Origin of the sequence: Streptomyces sp. NPDC021225, from assembly GCF_044332865.1 — a bacterium.
Lineage (GTDB): Bacteria > Actinomycetota > Actinomycetes > Streptomycetales > Streptomycetaceae > Streptomyces.
Genome location: NZ_JBIRPV010000025.1, coordinates 1 through 21775 on the forward strand (window position 1 = coordinate 1; position 21775 = coordinate 21775).

The 21775-nt window shown below is 73.4% G+C and carries 4 protein-coding genes and 1 pseudogene; 3 read left to right on the forward strand and 2 right to left on the reverse strand.

Going from position 1 to position 21775, the window contains the following annotated elements:
- Positions 1 to 3094, forward strand: a 3094-nt coding sequence (locus tag ACH4S9_RS46870; protein WP_398377781.1) for a type I polyketide synthase, incomplete at its 5' end; no start/stop codon positions are given.
- 157 nt (positions 3095 to 3251) lie between these two features.
- On the opposite strand, the gene ACH4S9_RS46875 is transcribed toward ACH4S9_RS46870, so the two are convergent.
- The gene (locus tag ACH4S9_RS46875; RefSeq protein WP_311730786.1) at positions 3252 to 3878 is read right to left on the reverse strand and encodes a hypothetical protein; all 627 of its coding nucleotides are present in this window, start codon (positions 3876 to 3878) and stop codon (positions 3252 to 3254) included.
- 174 nt (positions 3879 to 4052) lie between these two features.
- Here ACH4S9_RS46875 and ACH4S9_RS46880 point away from each other — a divergent pair, with 174 nt between their 5' ends.
- Positions 4053 to 4865, forward strand: coding sequence for an SDR family oxidoreductase (locus tag ACH4S9_RS46880; protein WP_311730785.1), 813 nt, complete (start codon positions 4053 to 4055; stop codon positions 4863 to 4865).
- Positions 4866 to 4874: 9 nt separating this feature from the next.
- On the opposite strand, the pseudogene ACH4S9_RS46885 reads toward ACH4S9_RS46880, so the two are convergent.
- A pseudogene (locus ACH4S9_RS46885) lies at positions 4875 to 5711 on the reverse strand (SDR family NAD(P)-dependent oxidoreductase); the annotation flags it as partial.
- A 215-nt stretch (positions 5712 to 5926) separates the two neighbouring features.
- Between ACH4S9_RS46885 and ACH4S9_RS46890 the strand changes: the two are divergent.
- A complete protein-coding gene (locus ACH4S9_RS46890; RefSeq protein WP_398377783.1) occupies positions 5927 to 21775 on the forward strand; it encodes a type I polyketide synthase in 15849 nt (5282 codons plus the stop codon).

Below are 21775 nucleotides of genomic sequence, written 5' to 3' on the forward strand. Positions count from 1 at the left end.
CATCAGCACCCTCCGCCGCAACCACGACGACCACCACCAACACCTCCACTCCCTCGCCCACGCCCACACCACCGGCCACCCCATCACCTGGCAACACCACAACGCCAACCACACCGACCTCCCCACCTACCCCTTCCAACACCAGCGCTACTGGCTCAACACCCCCACCCAGACAGGAGACGTCACCGCAGTCGGCCTGGACCCGGCGCATCACCCGTTGCTCGGCGCCGCGATCGGAGTGGCCGAAGGGGAGGGCTATCTACTCACCGGTCGGCTCGCCCTGACCACCCACCCTTGGCTCGTCGATCACACCATCGCCGGCGCCGTGATCCTCCCCGGGACCGCGTTCCTGGAGATCGCCCTTCAGGCGGGCCGTCATGTGGGCTGCCTTCGCGTCGAGGAACTCACCCTCCACGCACCGCTGTTCATCCCGAAGGAGGGGGCGGTGCAGGTGCAGGTGTGGGTGGCGGCGTCGGACGAGGAGGGTCGCCGAAGCCTGACGGTGTCCTCCCGCCACGAAAGTACAGATGAGGACGGCGCGTGGGTGCGCCATGCCACGGGTCGGGTCGGTCCCGAACCGGCCGACCGGGATGACGCCGCCCGGCTCGTCGATCCGCAAGATGGTGCGGGGGCAGCCTGGCCACCAGCGGGTGCCGTCGCGTTCACGGAAGAAGACCTGGACGGCCTGTACGACGGGTACGCGGCGCGGGGATTCGAGTACGGACCGGTGTTCCGCGGGCTGCGGGCGGCCTGGCGGCGTGGCGAGGACATCTTCGCTGAGGTGTGCCTTCCTGAGCCGGCGGACGACGACGCCTCCCGGTTCGCCCTCCACCCCGCTCTGCTGGACGCCGCCCTGCACTCCGCCGCCCTCCGCCCGGCCGACGAGCTTCCGCACGGTGCCCTGCCCTTCTCCTTCAGCGGAGTGAGTGTGTCCGGGTCCGGAGCGTCGACCCTGCGGGTGCGCCTCTCCCTGGGCGGCGAGGAGCGGGGTCGGCACGCGCTGTCGGTCGCTGTGGCCGACGGCGAAGGGCGGCCGGTGGCCTCGATCGCATCGCTCGCGGTCCGCCCGGTGTCGACGCAAGAGCTGTCGGCGGCCTCCGGCGCGGTGCAGCGCGACTCGCTCTTCGCGGTCGAGTGGGTGGCCGCCCCCGGGCCGACGTCGCCGTCGACCCCCCAACGCATGGCCACGGTGGGGCCCTGTGACCTCCTGCCGTCGGCGGTCGGCTACGCCAATCTCACCGACCTGGCCGCGGCGCTGGAAGTGGGGGCCGCTGCGCCCGACGCGGTCGTGGTCGACTGCGGTCGCCGCGACGCGCGCGCCACCACCCTGCCGGACGACGTGCGGGCCCTCACCACCCGCACCCTGGGGCTGCTCCAGGAGTGGCTGGCGGACGAGAGGCAGACCTCGGCCCGGCTGGTTGTGGTGACCCGTGGTGCGGTTGCCACCACACCAGGGGAGGACGTGGCGGACCTGGCGAGCGCGGCGGTGTGCGGCTTGGTGCGCTCCGCGCAGTCGGAGCATCCCGGCCGCTTCGTCCTGCTCGACCTCGACCTCGACCTCGACCATGATCTGGGCTTGGACGGCGGGGAGGTGCCATCGAACGCTGTTTCGGCGGCGCTCGCCTGTGGCGAGCCGCAGATCGCTGTGCGTACGAACCGACTCCTCGTCCCCCGGTTGACCCGCGTACCCGCTCCCGCCGCCCCCGTATCCGTCCCCTCCACCGATGCACCCGGCCAGGACGACGCGTCCACGACGTTCGACCCCGACGGCACCGTGCTGATCACCGGCGGCACCGGCACGCTCGGCGCGGTGCTCGCTCGCCATCTGGTCAGCCATCACGGAGTACGACACCTCCTGCTGGCGTCCCGGCGCGGGCCCGACGCGCCCGGCGCCGCCGAGCTGCGGGCGGAACTGACCGGCCTCGGCGGCGAGGTGACGATGCGCGCCTGTGACACCGGCGACCGTGGCGCACTCGCGGACCTGATCGCAGGGATTCCCGGCAGTCACCCGCTGACCGGTGTCGTCCACGCCGCGGGCGTACTGGACGACGCCACCGTCTCCTCCCTCACCCCCCGACACCTGGACGCCGTGCTGGCGCCCAAAGTCGATGCCGCCTTCCATTTGCACGAGCTCACCCGCCACGCCCAGCCGGGCGCCTTCATCCTGTTCTCCTCAGCCGCCGGTGTCCTCGGCGCACCCGGGCAGGGCAACTACGCCGCCGCCAACGCCTTCCTCGACGCCCTCGCCGACCACCGCAGGGCACAGGGACTCCCGGCCCTGTCGCTCGCGTGGGGGCTGTGGGAGAAGGGCAGCGGCATGACCGGCCATCTCGACGGCGCCGACCGCGCCCGTATCACCCGCTCCGGGCTCGACCCCCTCGCCACGGAGGACGCCCTCGCGCTCTTCGACGCCGCCCTCGCGGGCGACCGGCCTTCTCTGGTACCCGCCCGTCTGGATCTGCGGGGTCTGCGTGCGGTCGAGACTCCCGCGCCCCTGCTCTCCAGGATCGCCCCGCCACGCACGGCCCGCCGCCGCACGCCCGGGGCCGAGAACGGCACCGACCTTCGTACCCGCCTCGCGGCCCAGGACTCCGCCGAACAGCGGGACACGCTTCTCACGATCGTCCGCGCCCACACCGCCGCCGTACTGGGGCATGACACGGCTGCCGCCGTCCGGCCGGACTCGGCCTTCCGCGAGTTGGGTTTCGACTCTCTCGCCGCCGTGGAACTCCGCAACCGCCTTCAAACGGCCGCGGCCCTTCCCTTGCCCGCGACCGCCGTCTTCGATCACCCCACCCCCGCCGCCCTCGCCGACCATCTGCGTACTCAGCTCTGCCAGGACGCCCCGACCTCGGCGGCGGCCACGGCGATGGCGGCGCTGACCGAGCTGGCCAGGCTGGAGTCCGCCGTCGCCGACTCGGCGCTCGACGACGACACGCGCAGCGGCCTCGCGGAGCGCCTGCGGTCCCTGGCCCGCAGGATGAGCAGCGACCGTGCCGCTGACCACGACGGTGTCGGTGCAGGGCCGGACCTTCAGTCGGCCACGGACGACGAGATGTTCGAGCTGATCGACAAGGCGGTCAGCCGAGACTGAGCTGATGCGGCGACACGAGTGACGGCACCCGACCGAGACCGGGCGCCGTCATTCGTGTCGCCGCTCAGAACGCGGCATGGTGTCTCATCCGGCACACCTCACAAGAACACAGCTCAACACCTCATACGGCACAGTTCTTGCAGCACACCAACACAGTTCATTCGGCCGGCAGGTGTCGGCACAGCCATGCGGTGTCGGTGTTCGTCCTCATGGCCTCGTCTTCGGCGGCTTCCGCCGCGGCCACTGCTTCGGACAGGGCTTCGGGCATGGCGTCGGCACCGTCGTCCGCAGCCGCTCGGGCCGCCTCGGCGGCGCGGGCCGCGGCATCGGCGATGACCGCCGCCTCGGCCGCCGCCCGGCGGCTGTGCTCCGCGACGGCGTTCGCGACCTCGGCGGCCTTAGCGGCGGCCTCGGCCTGGGCCCGCGCGGCGGCTTCCGCGGCGGGACCGGCCTGGGCACCGGCGGCAGCCGCCGCGGCCGCCGCCTCGGCCGCGCGGGCGGCGGCCACTGTGGCGGCGTCGGCCGACGCCGCCCGGCCAGCTTCTCCGGCCGCGGCCCTGGCGGTCCGGGCTGCGGCTTCTGCGGCTTCCGCGGCCGACGCCAGAGCCCCCGCCGCCCCGGCCACGGCGCTGTCCACCCCGGCCCCGGCCGCTACATGGGCCACCTCGGTGGCGGCCGCGCGGGTGGCGGAGGCGATGGCCTCCGCCCGCCTGGCGGCGCTCAGCGCGCGCCGCGCGGGGATGTCCGGACCCTGTTCCGCCGTAGCCCGACTGACACTGGTCATCCAGAACTCATCTCCTGGTGGATTTCTTTCCCGATGGATTGCGAAGGGCGACCCGGCAGGGTACTGCGCGTGGCTCGGCTTTCGGTGGAGTCCTCGTCACCGATGCGCCGCGGTTGGAATTCCGGGGTCTTCAGGGGGTTCCGTGCCGCGTGCCCTGTTGCGATGGTCGTCGCCATGACCCAAAAAGCTGGAAAAACCGCACTGGTGACCGGGGCGTCGAGGGGAATCGGCGCGGCCATCGCCCGACGGCTCGCCGCCGATGGTGTGCTGGTGGCCGTGCATTACGGGCAGCGGAAATCAGACGCCGAGGAAACGGTCGCCGCGATCGAACGGGCCGGGGGGCAGGCGTTCCCCATCAGGGCTGACCTCACGGACGACGACGCGCTCGACACGCTCTTCAGCGAACTCGAAGCAGGGCTCGCCGGCCGGCCGCTGAACATCCTGGTGAACAACGCCGCCGTTTACGCCGACCCGGACGACCCGGCCGCCATGCAGTCGGACGGCTATGTGGCGGGCATTTCCGAGATCACCCCGGCGGAGTTCGACCGCATCTTCGCCGTCAACGTGCGGGGCGCGTTCTTCGTCACCCAGCGGTCCCTGCCGCTCCTCGGCGACGGAGGACGGATCATCAACATCTCCTCCGCCGTCACCAGGATCGCCTGGCCGCTGCTTCCCTACGCCATGAGCAAGGGCGCCCTCGACATCATGGGGCCCAGGCTGGCCAATGAGCTGGGACAGCGTGGGATCACCGTCAACACCATCGCGCCGGGCATCACCGACGGCACCGAGGCCAACACCTGGCTGCACGACATGCCCGGGGCGGTCGAGGGCGTGAGCGCCATGACCGCACTCCGCCGGCTCGGCCGGCCGTCCGACATCGCCGACGTCGTCGCCCTCCTCGCCTCGGACGAGGCCCGCTGGGTCACCGGTCAGCTGGTGGATGCCTCCGGTGGAATGGCCCTCGCCCCAACCCCACCGGGCATGTAGCGGCCGTCGTCAGGAGGGTGGGTCGAGCCGGGCCACGGCACGGCGCAGGGGCGGCGCGAACCGGCCCATCAGACGTACGAGACGCGCGTCCGGCGTGACGGTCGCCACGGGCGTGTCGCGGGCCACGGCACGCAACACCGCCCGGGCGACCTTCTCCGGCGGACAGCCACGCCCACCGAGCGTCCGCACGGCCCGCTCCCGCAGCCGCGCCTGCTCCCGCTCCGACACGCCCGCGAAGTGCATCGCCGCGGTGAAGGACGTGTTCACAAAGCCCGGACACACCGCGCTCACACCCACCCCGAACTCCGCGAGTTCGGCCCGCAGACACTCGGTGAGCATCACCACCGCGGCCTTGCTCGTCGCGTACGCCGGGACCGCACGCGTGGGCTGGAAGGCCGCGGCCGACGCGATCGTCACGATGTGCCCGCCCTGCCCGCGGTCCGCCATCTGCCGGCCGAAGAGCCGACAACCGTGAATGACACCCCACAGATTCACGTCCAGCGTGCGCCGCCAGTCCGCGACGGACGTGTCGAGGAACCGGCCCGACATGCCGACCCCGGCGCTGTTCACCAGGATGTCCACGACCCCGTACGCGTCGAGGACGCGCTCGGCGAGCCGCTCCATGGCCGCCGCGTCGGCCACGTCGACGCACTCCGCCCACGCGTCGTGGGCGCCGAGCCCTTTGGCCAGGTCCGCGCCGTCCGAGGCGGTACGGGCGTTCCGGTCCGCGCAGATCACCCGCGCCCCCGCTGCGGCGAAGGCGCCCGCCGTCGCCCGCCCGATCCCGCTGCCCGCGCCGGTGACCAGCACCAGTCGGCCGCGAAAGCGTCTGGCGTGCCGGGACGATTCCATGGTTACCGCCTCCCGCGAAGAGTCCTGCAACGCTCAGGAAGAGCGGGGACAGACTTCACTCCTTACGGCGAACGGCCGCCGGTCGCCAGCGCATTCTGGGGTGCCTAGGGGGTGCAGCGAGCGATAACGAATTCCCTAAGATCGCTTGGCGCCCTGCCTGCCCTGAGGAAATCACTCACGGCTTGAGGAATTTCGAGGAGATGCCGTAAATGGCCAATGAGGAAAAGCTTCGGGACTACCTCAAGCTGGCGACCGCAGAACTCGTCCAGGTGCGCCGCCGCCTGGCGGAGATTGAGTCGGGAGAGCAGGAGCCGATCGCCGTGGTGGGGATGGCCTGCCATTTTCCCGGCGGTGTGCGGTCGCCCGGGGAATTCTGGGAGTTGCTGGCCTCCGGCAGCGACGCCATTTCGGGATTTCCGGTGGACCGGGGATGGGATGTCGAGGCGCTGTACGACCCGAATCCCGACCAGGGCAGTGCAGGAACTTCCTACACCCGGCACGGCGGATTTCTGCATGACGCCGCAGACTTCGACGCCGAGTTCTTCGGTATCAGCCCGCGTGAGGCGCTGGCCATGGATCCTCAGCAGCGGCTGCTGCTGGAAACCTCTTGGGAGGCGCTGGAGGGCGCCGGGATCGCCCCGGCCACGCTGCGCGGGAGCCGCACCGGTGTCTTCGCCGGAATGATGTACCACGACTATGCCACACGACTGCTCGATCTCCCCGACGACCTCGAAGGCCTTGTCGGCAACGGCAACGCGGGCGGTGTGCTGTCGGGTCGGCTGTCGTACTCGTTTGGTTTTGAGGGGCCTGCGGTGACGGTGGACACGGCGTGTTCGTCGTCGTTGGTGGCGTTGCATTTGGCGTGTCAGTCGTTGCGTTCGGGGGAGTGTTCGCTGGCGTTGGCGGGTGGGGTGACGGTGATGTCGACGCCCGGGGTGTTTGTGGAGTTCTCCCGTCAGCGTGGGCTCGCTGCGGACGGCAGGTGCAAGCCGTACGCGGCCGCCGCGGATGGCGTCGGCATGTCCGAGGGTGTGGCCGTGCTGTTGGTGGAGCGGTTGTCGGATGCGCGGCGGTTGGGGCATCGGGTGTTGGCGGTGGTGCGGGGTAGTGCCGTCAATCAGGACGGGGCGAGTAATGGCTTGACGGCGCCGAATGGTCCGTCGCAGCAGCGGGTGATCCGGCAGGCGCTCGCCGCGGCAGGCTTGGCGACCGCGGAGATTGACGCGGTGGAGGGGCACGGGACGGGGACGACGCTGGGTGATCCGATCGAGGCGCAGGCGCTGCTGTCCACGTACGGCCAGGATCGTGCGGAGGACCGGCCGTTGTGGCTGGGGTCGGTGAAGTCGAACATCGGTCATACGCAGGCCGCTGCCGGGGTGGCCGGTGTGATCAAGATGGTGCTGGCGCTCCGGAACGGTCTGCTGCCGTCGAGCCTGCACGCGGAGGATCCGACGCCTCATGTCGATTGGTCGGCGGGGCGGGTGCGGTTGCTGAGCGAAGCGGTGCCGTGGCCGGGGGACGGGCGTCCGCGTCGGGCGGGTGTCTCATCTTTTGGCGTGAGTGGGACCAACGCGCACGTCATTCTTGAACAGGCTCCGGACGAGGCCGTGGCGGAGGGCGAGTTCACGGCGGAGTCGCCGGTGGTGCCGTGTGTTGTCTCGGCGCGTTCGGAAGGGGCGCTGCGGGGGCAGGCCCGGCGGCTGCGGGAGTTCATCGCGGACCAAGACGCTGGACTCACCGATGTCGCCCACGCCCTGGTGGCCGAGCGGGCAGTGTTCGAGCACCGCGCCGTAATCGTGGCCGAGGACCGCGAAGAACTCGTACGCGGCCTGGACGCACTGTCGCTCGGGGCGCCAGCACCCCAGCTGGTGGAGAGCCTGACGGAGCGGCACGACACCGACGAGCCCACGGTGGCCGTGCTCTTCACGGGCCAGGGATCACAGCGCGTCGGCATGGGTCGCGAGATGTACGCGGCGTTTCCGGCCTTCGCCGCGGCGTTCGACGCCGTATGCGCGGAAATCACGACAGCGGGCGGACCTGACGTACGGAAGCTGCTGTTCACGGACGACGTGTCCGCCTCCGAGCAGTGCACGCGCACCGAGTTCGCGCAGCCCGCGCTGTTCGCGCTGGAAGTCGCGCTGTACCGGCTGGCGGAGACCTCGGGGATCAGGCCCCGGTTTCTGCTGGGGCACTCGGTGGGAGAGCTGGTGGCCGCGCATGTGGCCGGCGTGCTGTCGCTGCCCGACGCGGCGCGGCTGGTCGTCTCCCGGGGCCGGCTGATGCAGGCGCTCCCCGAGGGCGGGGCCATGGTGGCGGTGGAGATCTCGGAGCGGGAGGCTCGCCAGCTGCTGGCGGAGGCGGAAACCGACACTCCAGGGGCTGCCCGGGTGGACCTGGCCGCGGTGAACGGCCCGCGGTCGGTGGTGTTGTCCGGGGACGGGGACGCGGTACGGGAGCTGGCCCGGCGGTGCGCTGAGCGCGACTGCCGCACACGCCGGCTGAAGGTGAGCCACGCCTTCCACTCGTCGCTCATGGACGAGATGCTGGAGGAGTTCCGCCAGGACGCGGAGCGCGTGACCTACCACCCCGCGCGCATCCCGGTCGTCTCGAATGCGACGGGCGCCCCGCTGCCCGCAGAGGAGTTCGGCACGCCGGGGTACTGGGTGCGACACGCCCGCGAGGCCGTGCGTTTCGGTGACGGGGTGGCGTGGCTGCGGGACCAGGGCGTACGCACCTTCCTGGAGCTCGGGCCCGACGGGACACTGTGTGGTCTGGGCCAGGACGCCTTCGCCACGGACGAGCCCGCCACCGACGCCGAAGAACCCGTCATGGTCCCGGCCCTGCGCCCCGACCGCGGCGAGAGCCAGACCTTTCTCGCCGCCCTCGCGCGGCTCTTCGTCTCCGGGGTGGAGGTCGACTGGCCACGCGCCATGGGGTGGGCGATCGGCGTGCGCGGCGGGGTGGAGCTGCCGACGTACGCCTTCGACCGGAAGCGGTACTGGCTGGAGGGGAGCAAGGCTCGTGGGTCCGGGGCGGGCGGTGTCGAGGGGCCGCTGTGGGAGGCGGTGGAACGGGGGGATGTTCCGCGCGTGGGTGCGCTGTTGGGCGTGGACGAGGGGGCCTGCCTGGGAACACTGGTGCCCGCGTTGGGGACTTGGTGGCGGGGATGCCGCGACCGTGGCGTCCTGGACGGGTGGCGCTATCGGGAGGTGTGGCGCCCGGTCGGCGACGGCGGCCCGGGGGCGCCGACGGGGCGCTGGCTGGTGGTGGCCGCCGACGGGGTGGACGGATCGCCCGTCGTAGAGGAGTTGGAGCGGTCCGGGGCCCGGGCGGCCCGCCACGCCGTCGAGGAAGGCGTGGCGCGCGAGGCGCTGGTGGAGCGGTTACGGGCCGACCTGGGCCCCGAGCCCGAGGTGGACGGTGTGGTGTTGCTGTTGGCGGGCGACGGCGGCCGGAGCGCGGGGGCGCTGCTCCTGACGTGGCTCCAGGCCCTGGGCGATCTGGAGGTGGCGGCTCGGTTGTGGTGTGTGACCCACGGCGCCGTGTCGGTGGGCGGCGGGGACGAGCTGTCCCGGCCCGGGCTGGGACAGGTGTGGGGGCTGGGCCGGGTGGCCGCCATCGAGGCTCCCGAAGTGTGGGGCGGACTGGTCGACGTCCCGGGGCCGATGGACGCGCGGGCGGCGCGGAGCGTGGTGCGGTTGCTGGCGGGGCCCGAGCGGGAGTGCGCGGTGCGGGCGTCCGGGGTGTTCGTACGGCGGTTGGAGCGGGCCCCGCACTCCGGGGCGGAGCCGGGGCCCGAGTGGCGGCCCCACGGCACCGTACTGATCACGGGCGGTACGGGCGGGCTGGGCGCGCACGTGGCCCGGTGGCTGTCCGGCCGCGGCCCCGTACATCTGCTGCTGCTCAGCCGGCGCGGCGAGGCGGCCGAAGGCGCCGCCGAGCTCCGGGACGAGCTGACCGGACTGGGCGCTCAGGTGACCGTGGCGGCGTGCGATGTGGCCGACCGCGCCGCGCTGACGGAAGTCCTGGCCGGGGTGGCGGAGGACGCCCCGCTGACGGCGGTGGTGCACGCGGCGGGCGCGCTGGACGACGCCGTGCTCGCGACGCTGACCCCGGAGCGGCTGGAGGCGGCGCGGCAGGCCAAGGCGGTCGGGGCGTGGCAACTGCACGAGTTGACGCGCGGCGCCGACTTGGCGGCCTTCGTGGTGTTCTCCTCCGTGGCGGCGACGTTCGGCTCGGCGGGGCAGGGCGGCTACGCCGCGGCGAACGCCGAGGTGGACGCGCTGATCCGGCATCGGCGCGGCCTCGGGCTGCCGGGGCTCTCCGTGGCGTGGGGGGCCTGGGCCGGAGACGGGATGGCGGACGCCGCCTCGGACGCCGGGCGGCTGCGCCGACACGGCATGGCGGCCATGGACCCCCAGCTGGCCCTGACGGCGCTCGGGCAGGCCCTGGAGCACGACGAGACCTGCCTGACCATCGCGGACATCGACTGGCGGACCTTCGTCGACCACGCCCCCGCCACCGGTCTCGACCCCCTGATCGGCGACATCCCCGAAGCCCGGGCGGCATGGGAGGCCTCGGGCCGCGGCACGGCCGAGGCCGTAGGGACGCTGCGGGCTCGGCTGGCCGGGCTGCCGGTGGACGAGCAGACCCGCGTGTTGGGCGAGTTGGTCCGTACGCACGCCGCCACCGTCCTTGGCCACGTCGGCCCGGCGGCCGTGCCGCCCGAGCGCGCCTTCCGCGAGCTGGGTTTCGACTCGCTGACCGCCGTGGAGCTGCGCAACCGGCTCAACGCCGCCACCGGCCTGAGGCTGCCCGCCACCGCGGTGTTCGACTACCCCCACCCGGCCGCGCTCGCCCACCACACATGGGAGCAGCTGTTCGGCGCCCCCGGACAGGCCGGTGTGCTGTCCCCGGCCGACCCGCGGCCCACGGCGACGGACGAGCCGATCGCCGTGGTGGGCATGGCGTGCCGCTTCCCTGGCGGGGTCCGCTCGGCGGAGGAGTTCTGGGAGCTGCTGGCCCAGGGCAAGGACGCGATCGCGGGCTTTCCGATGGACCGGGGCTGGGACGTGGAATCGCTCTACGACCCGGATCCGGAGCGCCCCGGCACCTCGTACGCGCGAGCGGGCGGCTTCCTCTACGACGCGACGGACTTCGACGCCGGGTTCTTCGGCATCAGCCCGCGTGAGGCGCTGGCCATGGATCCCCAGCAGCGGTTGCTGCTGGAGACGTCATGGGAGACGTTCGAGAAGGCTGGTATCGACCCCGCCGGCCTGCGGGGCAGCAGCACCGGTGTCTTCGCGGGCATCGCCCAGCAGGACTACGCGGACCTGCTGCGACGCGCCGGTGAGGACCTCGAAGGCTATGCGCTCACCGGGGTCTCCGGCAGCGCGCTGTCGGGTCGGCTCTCGTACTCCTTTGGTTTCGAGGGGCCTGCGGTGACGGTGGACACGGCGTGTTCGTCGTCGTTGGTGGCGTTGCATCTGGCGTGTCAGTCGTTGCGTTCGGGGGAGTGTTCGCTGGCGTTGGCGGGTGGGGTGACGGTGATGTCGACGCCCGGGGTGTTTGTGGAGTTCTCCCGTCAGCGTGGGCTCGCGACGGACGGCAGGTGCAAGCCCTACGCCACGGAGGCTGACGGCGTGGGCTGGTCCGAGGGCGTCGGCATGGTGCTGGTCGAACGGCTCTCGGATGCGCGGCGGTTGGGGCATCGGGTGTTGGCGGTGGTGCGGGGCAGTGCGGTGAATCAGGATGGGGCGAGCAATGGTCTGACTGCGCCGAATGGTCCGTCGCAGCAGCGGGTGATCCGGCAGGCGCTCGCCGCGGCAGGCTTGGTGACCGCGGAGATTGACGCGGTGGAGGGGCACGGGACGGGGACGACGCTGGGTGATCCGATCGAGGCGCAGGCACTGCTGTCCACGTACGGCCAGGATCGTGCGGAGGACCGGCCGTTGTGGCTGGGGTCGGTGAAGTCGAATATCGGTCATACGCAGGCGGCGGCCGGGGTGGCCGGTGTGATCAAGATGGTGCTGGCACTGGAACACGAGACGCTGCCACCGAGCCTGCACGCGAACACACCCACGCCTCATGTCGATTGGACGGCGGGACAGGTGCGGTTGCTGAGCGAGGCGGTGCCGTGGCCGAGGGACGGGCGTCCGCGCCGGGCGGGTGTCTCGTCCTTCGGTGTCAGTGGGACCAACGCGCACGTCATCCTGGAACAGGCGCCGGACGAGGCCGTGGCGGAGGGCGAGTTCACGGCGGAGCCGCCGGTGGTGCCGTGTGTCGTCTCGGCGCGTTCGGAAGGGGCGCTGCGGGGGCAGGCCCGGCGGCTGCGGGAGTTCATCGCGGACCAAGGCGCTGGACTCACCGATGTCGCCCATGCCCTGGTGGCCGAGCGGGCGGTGTTCGAGCGCCGCGCCGTGATCGTGGCCGAGGACCGCGAAGAACTCGTACGCGCACTGGAAGCGCTGGCCACCGGCGATCCGGCTGCCGGACTGGTCGAGGGGCAGCCCGGTTCGGCCGCCCACGGCAGGGTCGCGATGCTGTTCGGCGGCCAGGGCACCCAATGGGACGGCATGGCCGCCGAGCTCCTGGACACCGCCCCCGTCTTCGCCGAACAGATGACGGCCTGCGCCGAAGCGCTCGCTCCCCACGTGGAATGGTCCCTGCTCGACGTGGTGCGAAGCGAGCCGGACGCCCCGCCGCTGGACCGGGTGGACGTCGTCCAGCCCGTGCTCTTCGCGGTCATGGTGTCGCTGGCGGCGCTGTGGCGGTCGTACGGTGTGCGGCCCGCCGCGGTGGCCGGCCACTCCCAGGGCGAGATCGCCGCCGCGTACGTCGCGGGCGCGCTGTCGCTGGAGGACGCCGCGCGGATCGTCGCGCTGCGCAGCCAGGTGCTGTCCGAGTTGGCCGGGAGCGGCGCGATGCTCTCCGTCGGCATGTCCGCCCCGGAACTCGAGCCGCGCCTGGCGCCATGGGGCGAGCGGCTGTGCGTCGCGGCCGTCAACGGCGCGGCCTCCGCCGTGGTCTCCGGGACCCCCGAGGCCGTGGACGCGCTGCTGGCGGAGCTGACCGCGGACGGCGTACGGGCGCGCAGGCTCAAAGTCGACTGGGCCTCCCACTCCCCGCAGGTCGAGGCCATCCACGAGCGTCTGCTCACCCTGCTCGCCCCCATCCGCCCCCGCACCGGCGACATCCCCCTCTACTCCACCGTCACCGGCGAACGGGTGGACGGCTCCGAGCTCGACGCCGAGTACTGGTACCGCAATCTGCGCCAAATGGTGCGTTTCCAGGACGCCACCCGCGCGCTCGTCGAGGACGGCCACACGGTCTTCATCGAGTCCGGCCCGCACCCGGCCGTCTCGGTCGGTGTGCAGGAGACCCTTGACGCGCTGGGCGCCACGGACACCCTCGTGCTGGGCACGCTGCGGCGTGACGAAGGAGGGCTGAGCCGCTTCCTGACGTCCCTCGCGCGGCTCTTCGTCAGTGGCGGTGCGGTGGACTGGTCCCCGGCCGTGGGGCCGGGAGCCGGCCGGCGAGGCGGCGTCGACCTGCCCACCTACGCCTTCGAACGGAACCGGTTCTGGCTGGAGCCCGCGCCCGGAGGCGCGGTGGGCGGTGACGTGGCCCAGGGCGCTGACGAGCCGTTGTGGGCAGCGGTGCGGCGGGGCGATGTCGCGGGCGTGGGCGGGCTGCTGGGGGTCGGCGAGGGGGCGTCGCTGGCGGCCCTGGTGTCGGCCCTGGAGGCGTGGCGGCAGGGGTGCCGCGATCGCGAGACGGTGGACGGCTTGCGCTACCGGGAGGTGTGGCGACCGGCCGGGGCCGGTGGCACGGAGTCGTTCACGGGGCGTTGGCTGGTGGTGGCCCCGGACGGATCGCGGCGGGCCCTCGTCGAGGGGCTGGAGCGGGCCGGTGCCCGCGTCGTACGCGTCCCCGCGGAGCCGGGTCCGGACGGCCACACGGCCCTGGTCGACCGGCTGCGGGGCGAGTCGGACACGGAGCCCGAGGTGAAGGGGCTGGTGCTGATCGCGGACGACGAGATGACGGTGTCGCTGCTGCCGGCTGTGGCACAGGCACTGGGCGATCTCGATGATCTGGGCGGATGGGGCGCGGGGGCCCGGCTGTGGTGTGTGACGAGCGGCGCGGTGTCGCTCGGCGGCGACGACGCCCCGGCGTCCCGGGCACAGGCACGAGTGTGGGACACGGCCCGGAGGGTGGGGCTAGAGGCTCCAGGGCTGTGGGGTGGGCTGGTCGATGTGCCGGACGAGACGGATGGCCCGGACGTGTCGGATGTGCCGGATCGCAGGACCGTCGACGGGCTCATCGGCGTCCTCCACGGCAACGAGCGCGAATGCGCGGTGCGCGCGTCGGGGGTGTTCGTACGCCGGTGGGCGCGGGCTCCGTTGGCCGGGGCGGTCGCGGAGCGGGAGTGGCGGCCCCAGGGCACCGTACTGATCAGCGGCGGTACGGACGGGCCGGGCGCTCACACGGCACGTTGGCTGGCCGCCAATGGCGCGGAACACCTGCTGCTCCTCGACGAACACGGTGACGGGTTCGGCATCGCGGACGAACTCTCCGCGATGGGGCCCAGGGTGACGGTGGCGGAGTGCGACCCGGCCGATCGCTCAGCCCTGGCCGACCTGCTGACCGGCATCCCGGACGAGCTCCCCCTGCGTGCCGTCGTACACACGGCGCAGGGGGACGACGGCATCGCGACGGCGTGGCATCTGCACGAGCTCACGCGCGACGCCGACCTGTCGGCCTTCGTGGTGTTCTCACCGGCCGCCCCACACCTGGGGGCCGTGGGACACGATATGTGCGCCGAGGTGGCAGCGCTGACGCACCATCGACGCGTCCTGGGACTGCCGGGGCTCGCGATGGCGTGCGGCGCCTGGGCCGCGGACGGCGACGAGGAGACCGGGCCCGCCGGGAGCCAAGCATCGTCCTGGCGTCGCCGTGGCGTGACGGCCATGGACCCGCGGCTCGCCCTGGAAGCGCTGAAGCAGGCACTGGACCACGGCGAGACCTGCCTGACCGCCGCCGACATCGACTGGCGGCGCCTGGTGGAGACCGAGGCCGCCGACCGGCTGGACCCGGTGTTCCGCGAGATCCCCGAGGCGCGCGAGGCCTGGCAGCTCGCCCGGGGAGACGGCGGTGGCGAGCCCGCCGACACGCTGCGCGCGCGGCTGGCCGGCCTGGACCCCGCCCGGCAGCGGCGAGCGCTGCTCGAGTTGGTCCGTACGCACGCGGCCGCCGTGCTCGGGCACGACGGCCCGGCGGCCGTGCCGCCCGAGCGCGCCTTCCGCGAGCTGGGCTTCGACTCGCTGACCGCCGTGGAGCTGCGCAACCGGCTGAACATCGCCACCGGTCTGCCACTGCCCACCACGGCCGTCTTCGATCACCCCAACTCCACCGCACTCGCCCTTGGCGTGTGGGAGCTGCTGTTCGACGGCGCGGCGGCGGCCGGGTCGGGCGCCGCGCCGGCCCGCGAGGCGGTGGCGACGGACGAGCCGATCGCCGTGGTGGGCATGGCGTGCCGCTTCCCCGGCGGGGTCCGCTCGGCGGAGGAGTTCTGGGAGCTGCTGGCCCAGGGCAAGGACGCCATCGCGGAGTTCCCGGCAGACCGGGGCTGGGACGTGGAAACGCTCTACGACCCGGATCCGGAGCGCCCCGGTACCTCGTACGCGCGAGCGGGCGGCTTCCTCTACGACGCGGCGGACTTCGACGCCGGGTTCTTCGGCATCAGCCCCCGCGAGGCCCTGGCCATGGACCCGCAGCAGCGCCTGCTGCTGGAGACCTCCTGGGAGGCACTGGAACGGGCGGGCATCGACCCGACGTCGCTGCGCGGCAGCCGCACCGGGGTGTTCGCCGGGCTCGCGCTCCAGGACTACACCGACGTGGTGCGCCGAGGCGGACCCGAGCTCGAAGGCTATGCGCTGACCGGGGTCTCCGGCAGCGTGCTGTCGGGAAGGCTCGCGTACACCTTCGGTTTCGAGGGGCCCGCGGTGACGGTGGACACGGCGTGTTCGTCGTCGTTGGTGGCTATGCATCTGGCATCTCAGTCGCTGCGTTCGGGGGAGTGTTCGCTGGCCCTGGCTGGCGGGGCGACGGTGATGTCCACACCGGCCGCCTTCGTGGAGTTCTCCCGCCAGCGTGGGCTCGCGGCCGATGGCCGGTGCAAGGCCTACGCGGCCGAGGCCGACGGCGTCGGCTGGTCCGAGGGTGTCGGCGTGGTGCTGCTGGAGCGCCTGTCCGACGCGCGGCGTCACGGACACCGGGTGCTCGCGGTCGTACGCGGCAGCGCGATGAACCAGGACGGGGCGAGCAACGGGCTCACCGCGCCCAACGGCCCCGCGCAGCAGCGGGTGATCCGCCAGGCCCTCGCCAACGCCGGGATCGCCGCCACCGACATCGACGCGGTGGAAGGGCACGGCACCGGGACGACGCTCGGCGACCCGATCGAGGCGCAGGCGATCCTCGCCACGTACGGTCGGGACCGCCCTGCCGACAGCCCCTTGTGGCTCGGGTCGGTGAAGTCGAACATCGGGCACACGCAGGCGGCGGCGGGCGTCGCCGGTGTGATCAAGATGGTGCTGGCGCTCCAGCACGACCTCCTGCCGGCGAGCCGGTACGCCGACGCCCCCTCGCCGCACGTGGACTGGTCATCGGGCCGGGTGCGGCTGCTGAGCGCGCCGGTGCCATGGCCGTGCAACGGACACCCGCGGCGCGCGGGGATCTCCTCTTTCGGGGTCAGCGGCACCAACGCCCACGTCATCCTGGAACAAGCCCCCGACGAACCCGCGCTCGAAGACGTGGCGGCGGTGGCGGTGGCGGTGGCGGTGGACGAGCGTCCGGGAGAAATCCCACCCCCGGCTGTGCCCTGGGTGATCTCGGCCCGCACCGAGAGCGCCCTGCGCGGCCAGGCCCGGCGGCTAGGGGAGTTCACGGCGGGCGACGCCGACCACGCCGGACTCGTGGACGTGGCCCGCGCCCTGGCCACCGAGCGGGCGGTGTTCGAGCGCCGCGCCGTGATCGTGGCCGAGGACCGCGAGGAGCTCGTACGCGGCCTGGCCGCGCTCGCCGCCGGTGACCTCGCCCCCGGCCTGGTGACCGGCTCGCCGCCACCCGGATCAGGCTCCGGATCCGACGGCGGGCTCGCGATGCTCTTCGCGGGCCAGGGCACCCAGCGCGTGGGCATGGGCCGCGAGCTGGCCGCCGCGTTCCCGGCGTACGCGCGGGCGCTGGACGCGGTGCTCACCGAGCTGGACGGCCACCTGGACCGGCCGCTGCGCGCGCTGCTGTTCGCCGCCCCCGGCACGGACGAGGCCGCCCTGCTGGACCGCACCCGCTACGCCCAGCCGGCCCTGTTCGCGGTCGAAGTGGCGCTGTTCCGGCTGCTGGAGTCCTTCGGCGTGCGCCCCGACTTCCTGGTCGGCCACTCCCTCGGCGAGCTGGCCGCCGCGCATGTGGCCGGGGTCCTGACCCTGCCTGACGCCGCGCTGCTGGTGGCCGCGCGCGGTCGGCTCATGCAGCAACTGCCGCCCGGCGGGGCGATGGTGGCGCTGCGGGCCACCGAGGGCGAGGTGACAGAGGCCCTGGCCGGACGCGAGGCGCAGGTGTCGGTGGCCGCGGTGAACGGACCCGGCGCGGTGGTGGTCTCGGGCGAGCGGAGCGCCGTCGACGAGGTGGCTGCCGCCTTCGCCGCGCGGGGCCGCAAGACCCGGCGGCTGCGAGTCGGCCACGCCTTCCACTCCCCGCTGATGGAGCCGATGCTGGACGAGTTCCGCCAGGTCGCCGCCTCGCTGACGTACGCGGAACCAGCCATCGGAATGGTGTCGAACCTGACCGGAGAACTCGCCCGTCCCGGCGAGCTGACGGACCCCGAGTACTGGGTGCGACACGTCCGCCACGCCGTGCGCTTCGGCGACGGACTGGCGTGGCTGCGGGCGAACGGCGCGAGCACCTTCCTGGAACTGGGCCCGGACGGCACGCTGTCCGCCCTCGCCCACGACCGCCTCGACGACGACCCGGCCACAGAGCCGACCGAGGCGGCCGCCGCAGTGTCCGCGGAGACGGCTGCCGTCGTACCGGTCGGCGGGCCGGTGGCCGACGGCGGCCGGATCGTGTCGGCACCGGCGCTGCGTCCGGACCGGCCCGAGGCCCACACCCTGCTCACCGCCCTCGCCCGGATCCATGTCCACGGCGTGGCCGTCGACTGGTCGGCGGTCATCGGCCCGCGCCCGGCCGGGGCCGACGGACGACGCCGCGTCGAGCTGCCGACCTACGCCTTCGACCGACGCCGCTACTGGCCCAGGACCCATGAGAGGGCGGCGGACCTGTCGGCTGCCGGTCTGGCCCCCGCGGACCACCCGCTCCTCGGCTCCGCCGTGGAACTGGCCGGCTCCCAGGAGCTGCTGTTCACCGGACGGCTCTCGCTGCGTACCCACCCCTGGCTGGCCGATCACGTCATCTTCGACACCGTGCTGCTCCCGGGCACCGCGATCCTGGAACTGGCCTTCCGCGCGGGCGACGAGGCCGGCTACGACCGCGTGGAGGAACTGGCCCTCCAGATTCCCCTGGTGCTGCCGGAACGTGGTTCGGTGGTCCTTCAGCTCCTGCTCGGTGTGCCGGACGCGGCCGACCGGCGTCCCTTCACCCTCTCCTCCCGCCTCGACGACGGCCCGCGCCCGGCCGCGGACACCGCCTGGACCTGCCACGCCACCGGAGTGCTGACCCGCGGCGGCGATCCGCTCGGCGGACCGGCGGCGCCAGCGGAGCACGAAGTGACGGAGCGAGAGGCCGCCGAGGCATGGCCGCCACCGGACGCCACACCCGTGGACCTGACCACCTGGTACGCCGATCTGGCAGGTGTCGGTCTCGGCTATGGCCCCGCTTTCCAAGGGCTGCGGGCCGCCTGGCGGCGCGGGGACGAGCTGTTCGCCGAGGTCGGGCTGGACGAGGAGCAGGCGGCCGACGCCGTACGGTACGCCCTGCACCCCGCGCTGCTCGACGCGGCGCTGCACCCCGTCGCGCTCGGCCTCGACACCACGCCCGGGCCGGGCGCCGAGGAACGCGGCCGACTGCCGTTCTCCTGGGGCGGGGTGACAGTGGGCGTCGCGGGCGCCTCCACGCTGCGGGTCCGGCTGACAGCGGTGGCGCAGGACACCATCGCGCTGCGGGCCACCGACGGCTCGGGACGGCTCGTGGCCCAGGCGCGGTCGCTGGCCTTCCGGCCGATCACCGCCGAGCGGCTGCGCGCGGTGGGCACCGCGTACCACGAGGCGCTGTTCCGCCTGGAGTGGACGCCGAGGCAGGCCGCCCCCGCCGCGTCGGCCAGGCAGTGCCGATGGGCCCTCGTCGGGCCCGAGGTGCCGGGCCTGGCGGGGGCGCTGGACGCGGCCGGGGCCGCGTGGCGGGCCTATCCCCACCTGGCCGCGCTGGGTGAGGCCGTGCCCCTGGGCGGTCCGGCCCCGGACATGGTGGTGATCTCCTGCCGGGAGCAGGACGCCGGTCGGCAGGACCTGCCCGGTGACCGCCACGACCCGACCCCCTCGACCGCCGCCACCGCCGCCACCACCGCGACTGCCGGGACCGCCGGGACCGCGACCGCGCTGCGGCAGGCCACCAACGGCGTGCTGGAGTTGCTGCTGAGCTGGCTCGGCGACGAGCGCTTCGCGGACTGCCGCCTGACCCTTGTCACACACGGCGCCGTCGCCGCGACACGGACCGATACCGTGGCCGACCTGGCGTACGCGCCGGTGTGGGGGCTGGTCCGCTCTGCGCAGAGCGAGCACCCCGACCGTTTCGTGCTGGCCGACACCGACGGGCGGCCCGAATCCCAGCGGACCCTGCCCGAGGCCCTGCTGACCGGCGAACCGCAGATCGCGCTCCGCGACGGCACGGTCCACCTGCCCCGCGTGGCCCGCGTCGCCGTCACCACATCGCCCACGGACCACGAAGACGCGCCGACACCCGCCGACGCCGACGTCGACACCGTCGCCATCGCCCAGCGCACCTGGGACCCCGACGGCACGGTGCTGATCACCGGCGGCACCGGCGTCCTGGGGAGGCTGCTCGCCCGGCACCTCGTGACGGCCCATGGCGTACGCCACCTGCTGCTGACCGGCCGCCGTGGACCGGACGCGGACGGAGTCCCCGAGCTGCTGGCCGACCTGGCCCGGCTGGGCGCCGATGATGCCACCGTCCGGGCCTGCGACATGGCGGACCGTCATGCGGTGGCCGGGCTGCTGAGCGGCATTCCCGCCCGGCATCCGCTCAGCGCGGTGATCCACCTGGCGGGCGTGGTCGACGACGGCATCCTGACCTCGCTGACGCCACAGCGCGTGGACGCCGTACTGGGGCCGAAGGCGATCGGCGCGCTGAACCTGCACGAGCTGACCCGCGCCGCCGCACTCGACGCCTTCGTCGTCTTCTCCTCCGCCGCGGCCAGTTTCGGCAGCCCCGGGCAGGGCAACTACACCGCCGCCAACGCCTTCCTCGACGCGCTGATGCGCCACCGCCGCGCCCTGGGCCTGCCGGGTCAGTCCCTGGCCTGGGGAATGTGGGCCCAGGCAAGCGGTATGACCGAGGGCCTCGGCGCCACCGACCGGGCCAGGATGGCCCGGGGCGGCCTGGCACCGCTGACGGACGAACAGGGGCTCGCCCTCCTGGACACCGCCGGCACGGTCGACGAGGCCGTACTGCTGGCCACTCCGCTGGACTTCCGGGCCCTGCGCGCACAGGCCGCGGCGGGCGCGCTGCCCCCCATTCTGCGCGGCCTGGTCCGGGTGCCCGCCCGCCGGGCGGCGGCCGCCGCCGACGCCGCCGGAGCCACCGCCGCCGAGGCACCCGCCGCACTCCGGGCGCGCCTCGCCGGGCTGCCCGGCCCCGCCGAGCGCACCGGCGCCCTCCTGGAGCTGGTACGCACCCAGGCCGCCGCCGTCCTCGGCCACGGCGCCGCCGAGACGGTCGACGCCGAAGGCGAGTTCCGCGAACTGGGCTTCGACTCCCTCACCGCGGTGGAACTCCGCAACCGGCTCGCCGCGGCCACCGGCCTGCGCCTCGCCACCACCCTGGTCTTCGACCACCCCAGCCCCGCCGCCCTGGCGCGCCACATGGCGGAGCAACTGGCAGCCGAGGCCGACGACACCGGGGAGCATCGGGAGCAGCCCGCGGCGGGCCGCGCGTACGGCCCGGTCCATCGCGAAGGGCCTTCGGCGGCCACCGTCGAGTCCCTGTTCTGGGTGGGGCATGACACCGGACGCATCCACGAAGCGATGCAACTGCTGTCCGCCGCCTCGGTCTTCCGACCCGCCTTCGGCGCCACGTCAGCCGAGACAGCGCCGACGTTCGTCCGGCTCGCCCACGCCACGGCACCGGACACCACGCCGCGAGGCGAAACAGCCGAACCCTCCCAGCCCATGCTGATCTGCCTCCCCACCGTGGCCGCGATCTCCAGCGCGTACCAGTACTCGCGCTTCGCCGCCGCGCTCCAGGGGGTGCGCGACGTCTGGTACGCGCCCGCGCCCGGCTTCCTCGAGGGCGAGCCCCTGCCGGCCGACGTCGACGCGGTGACCCGTGTGCTCGCCGAAGCCGTCGTGCGCTTCACCGACGGCGCGCCCTTCGCCCTCGCCGGGCATTCCGCGGGCGGCTGGCTCACCTACTGCGTCACCAGCCACCTGGAGGGCCTGGGAGTGTTGCCCGAGGCGGCCGTGGCCATGGACGCGTATCTGCCCGACGAGGGGATCGCACCCGTCGCCTCCGCGCTGACCAGCGAAATCTTCAATCGGGTCACCGAATTCGTCGAGGTGGACTACACCCGGCTCACCGCGATGGGCGGCTACTTCCGGATCTTCTCCGGTTGGACACCGCCCCGCATCGAAACCCCCACCCTCTTCATCCGGGGCCGGGACGGCGAACAGTCGCCCCCCGCCTGGGGAGTGCCGCACACGGTCATGGACGTCGCGGGCGACCACTTCACCATGCTGGAGGAGTACGCGGGCGACACCGCCCGCCACGTCGACCAGTGGCTGAGGGAGAGCGCAGGCTGGGGTGGATAG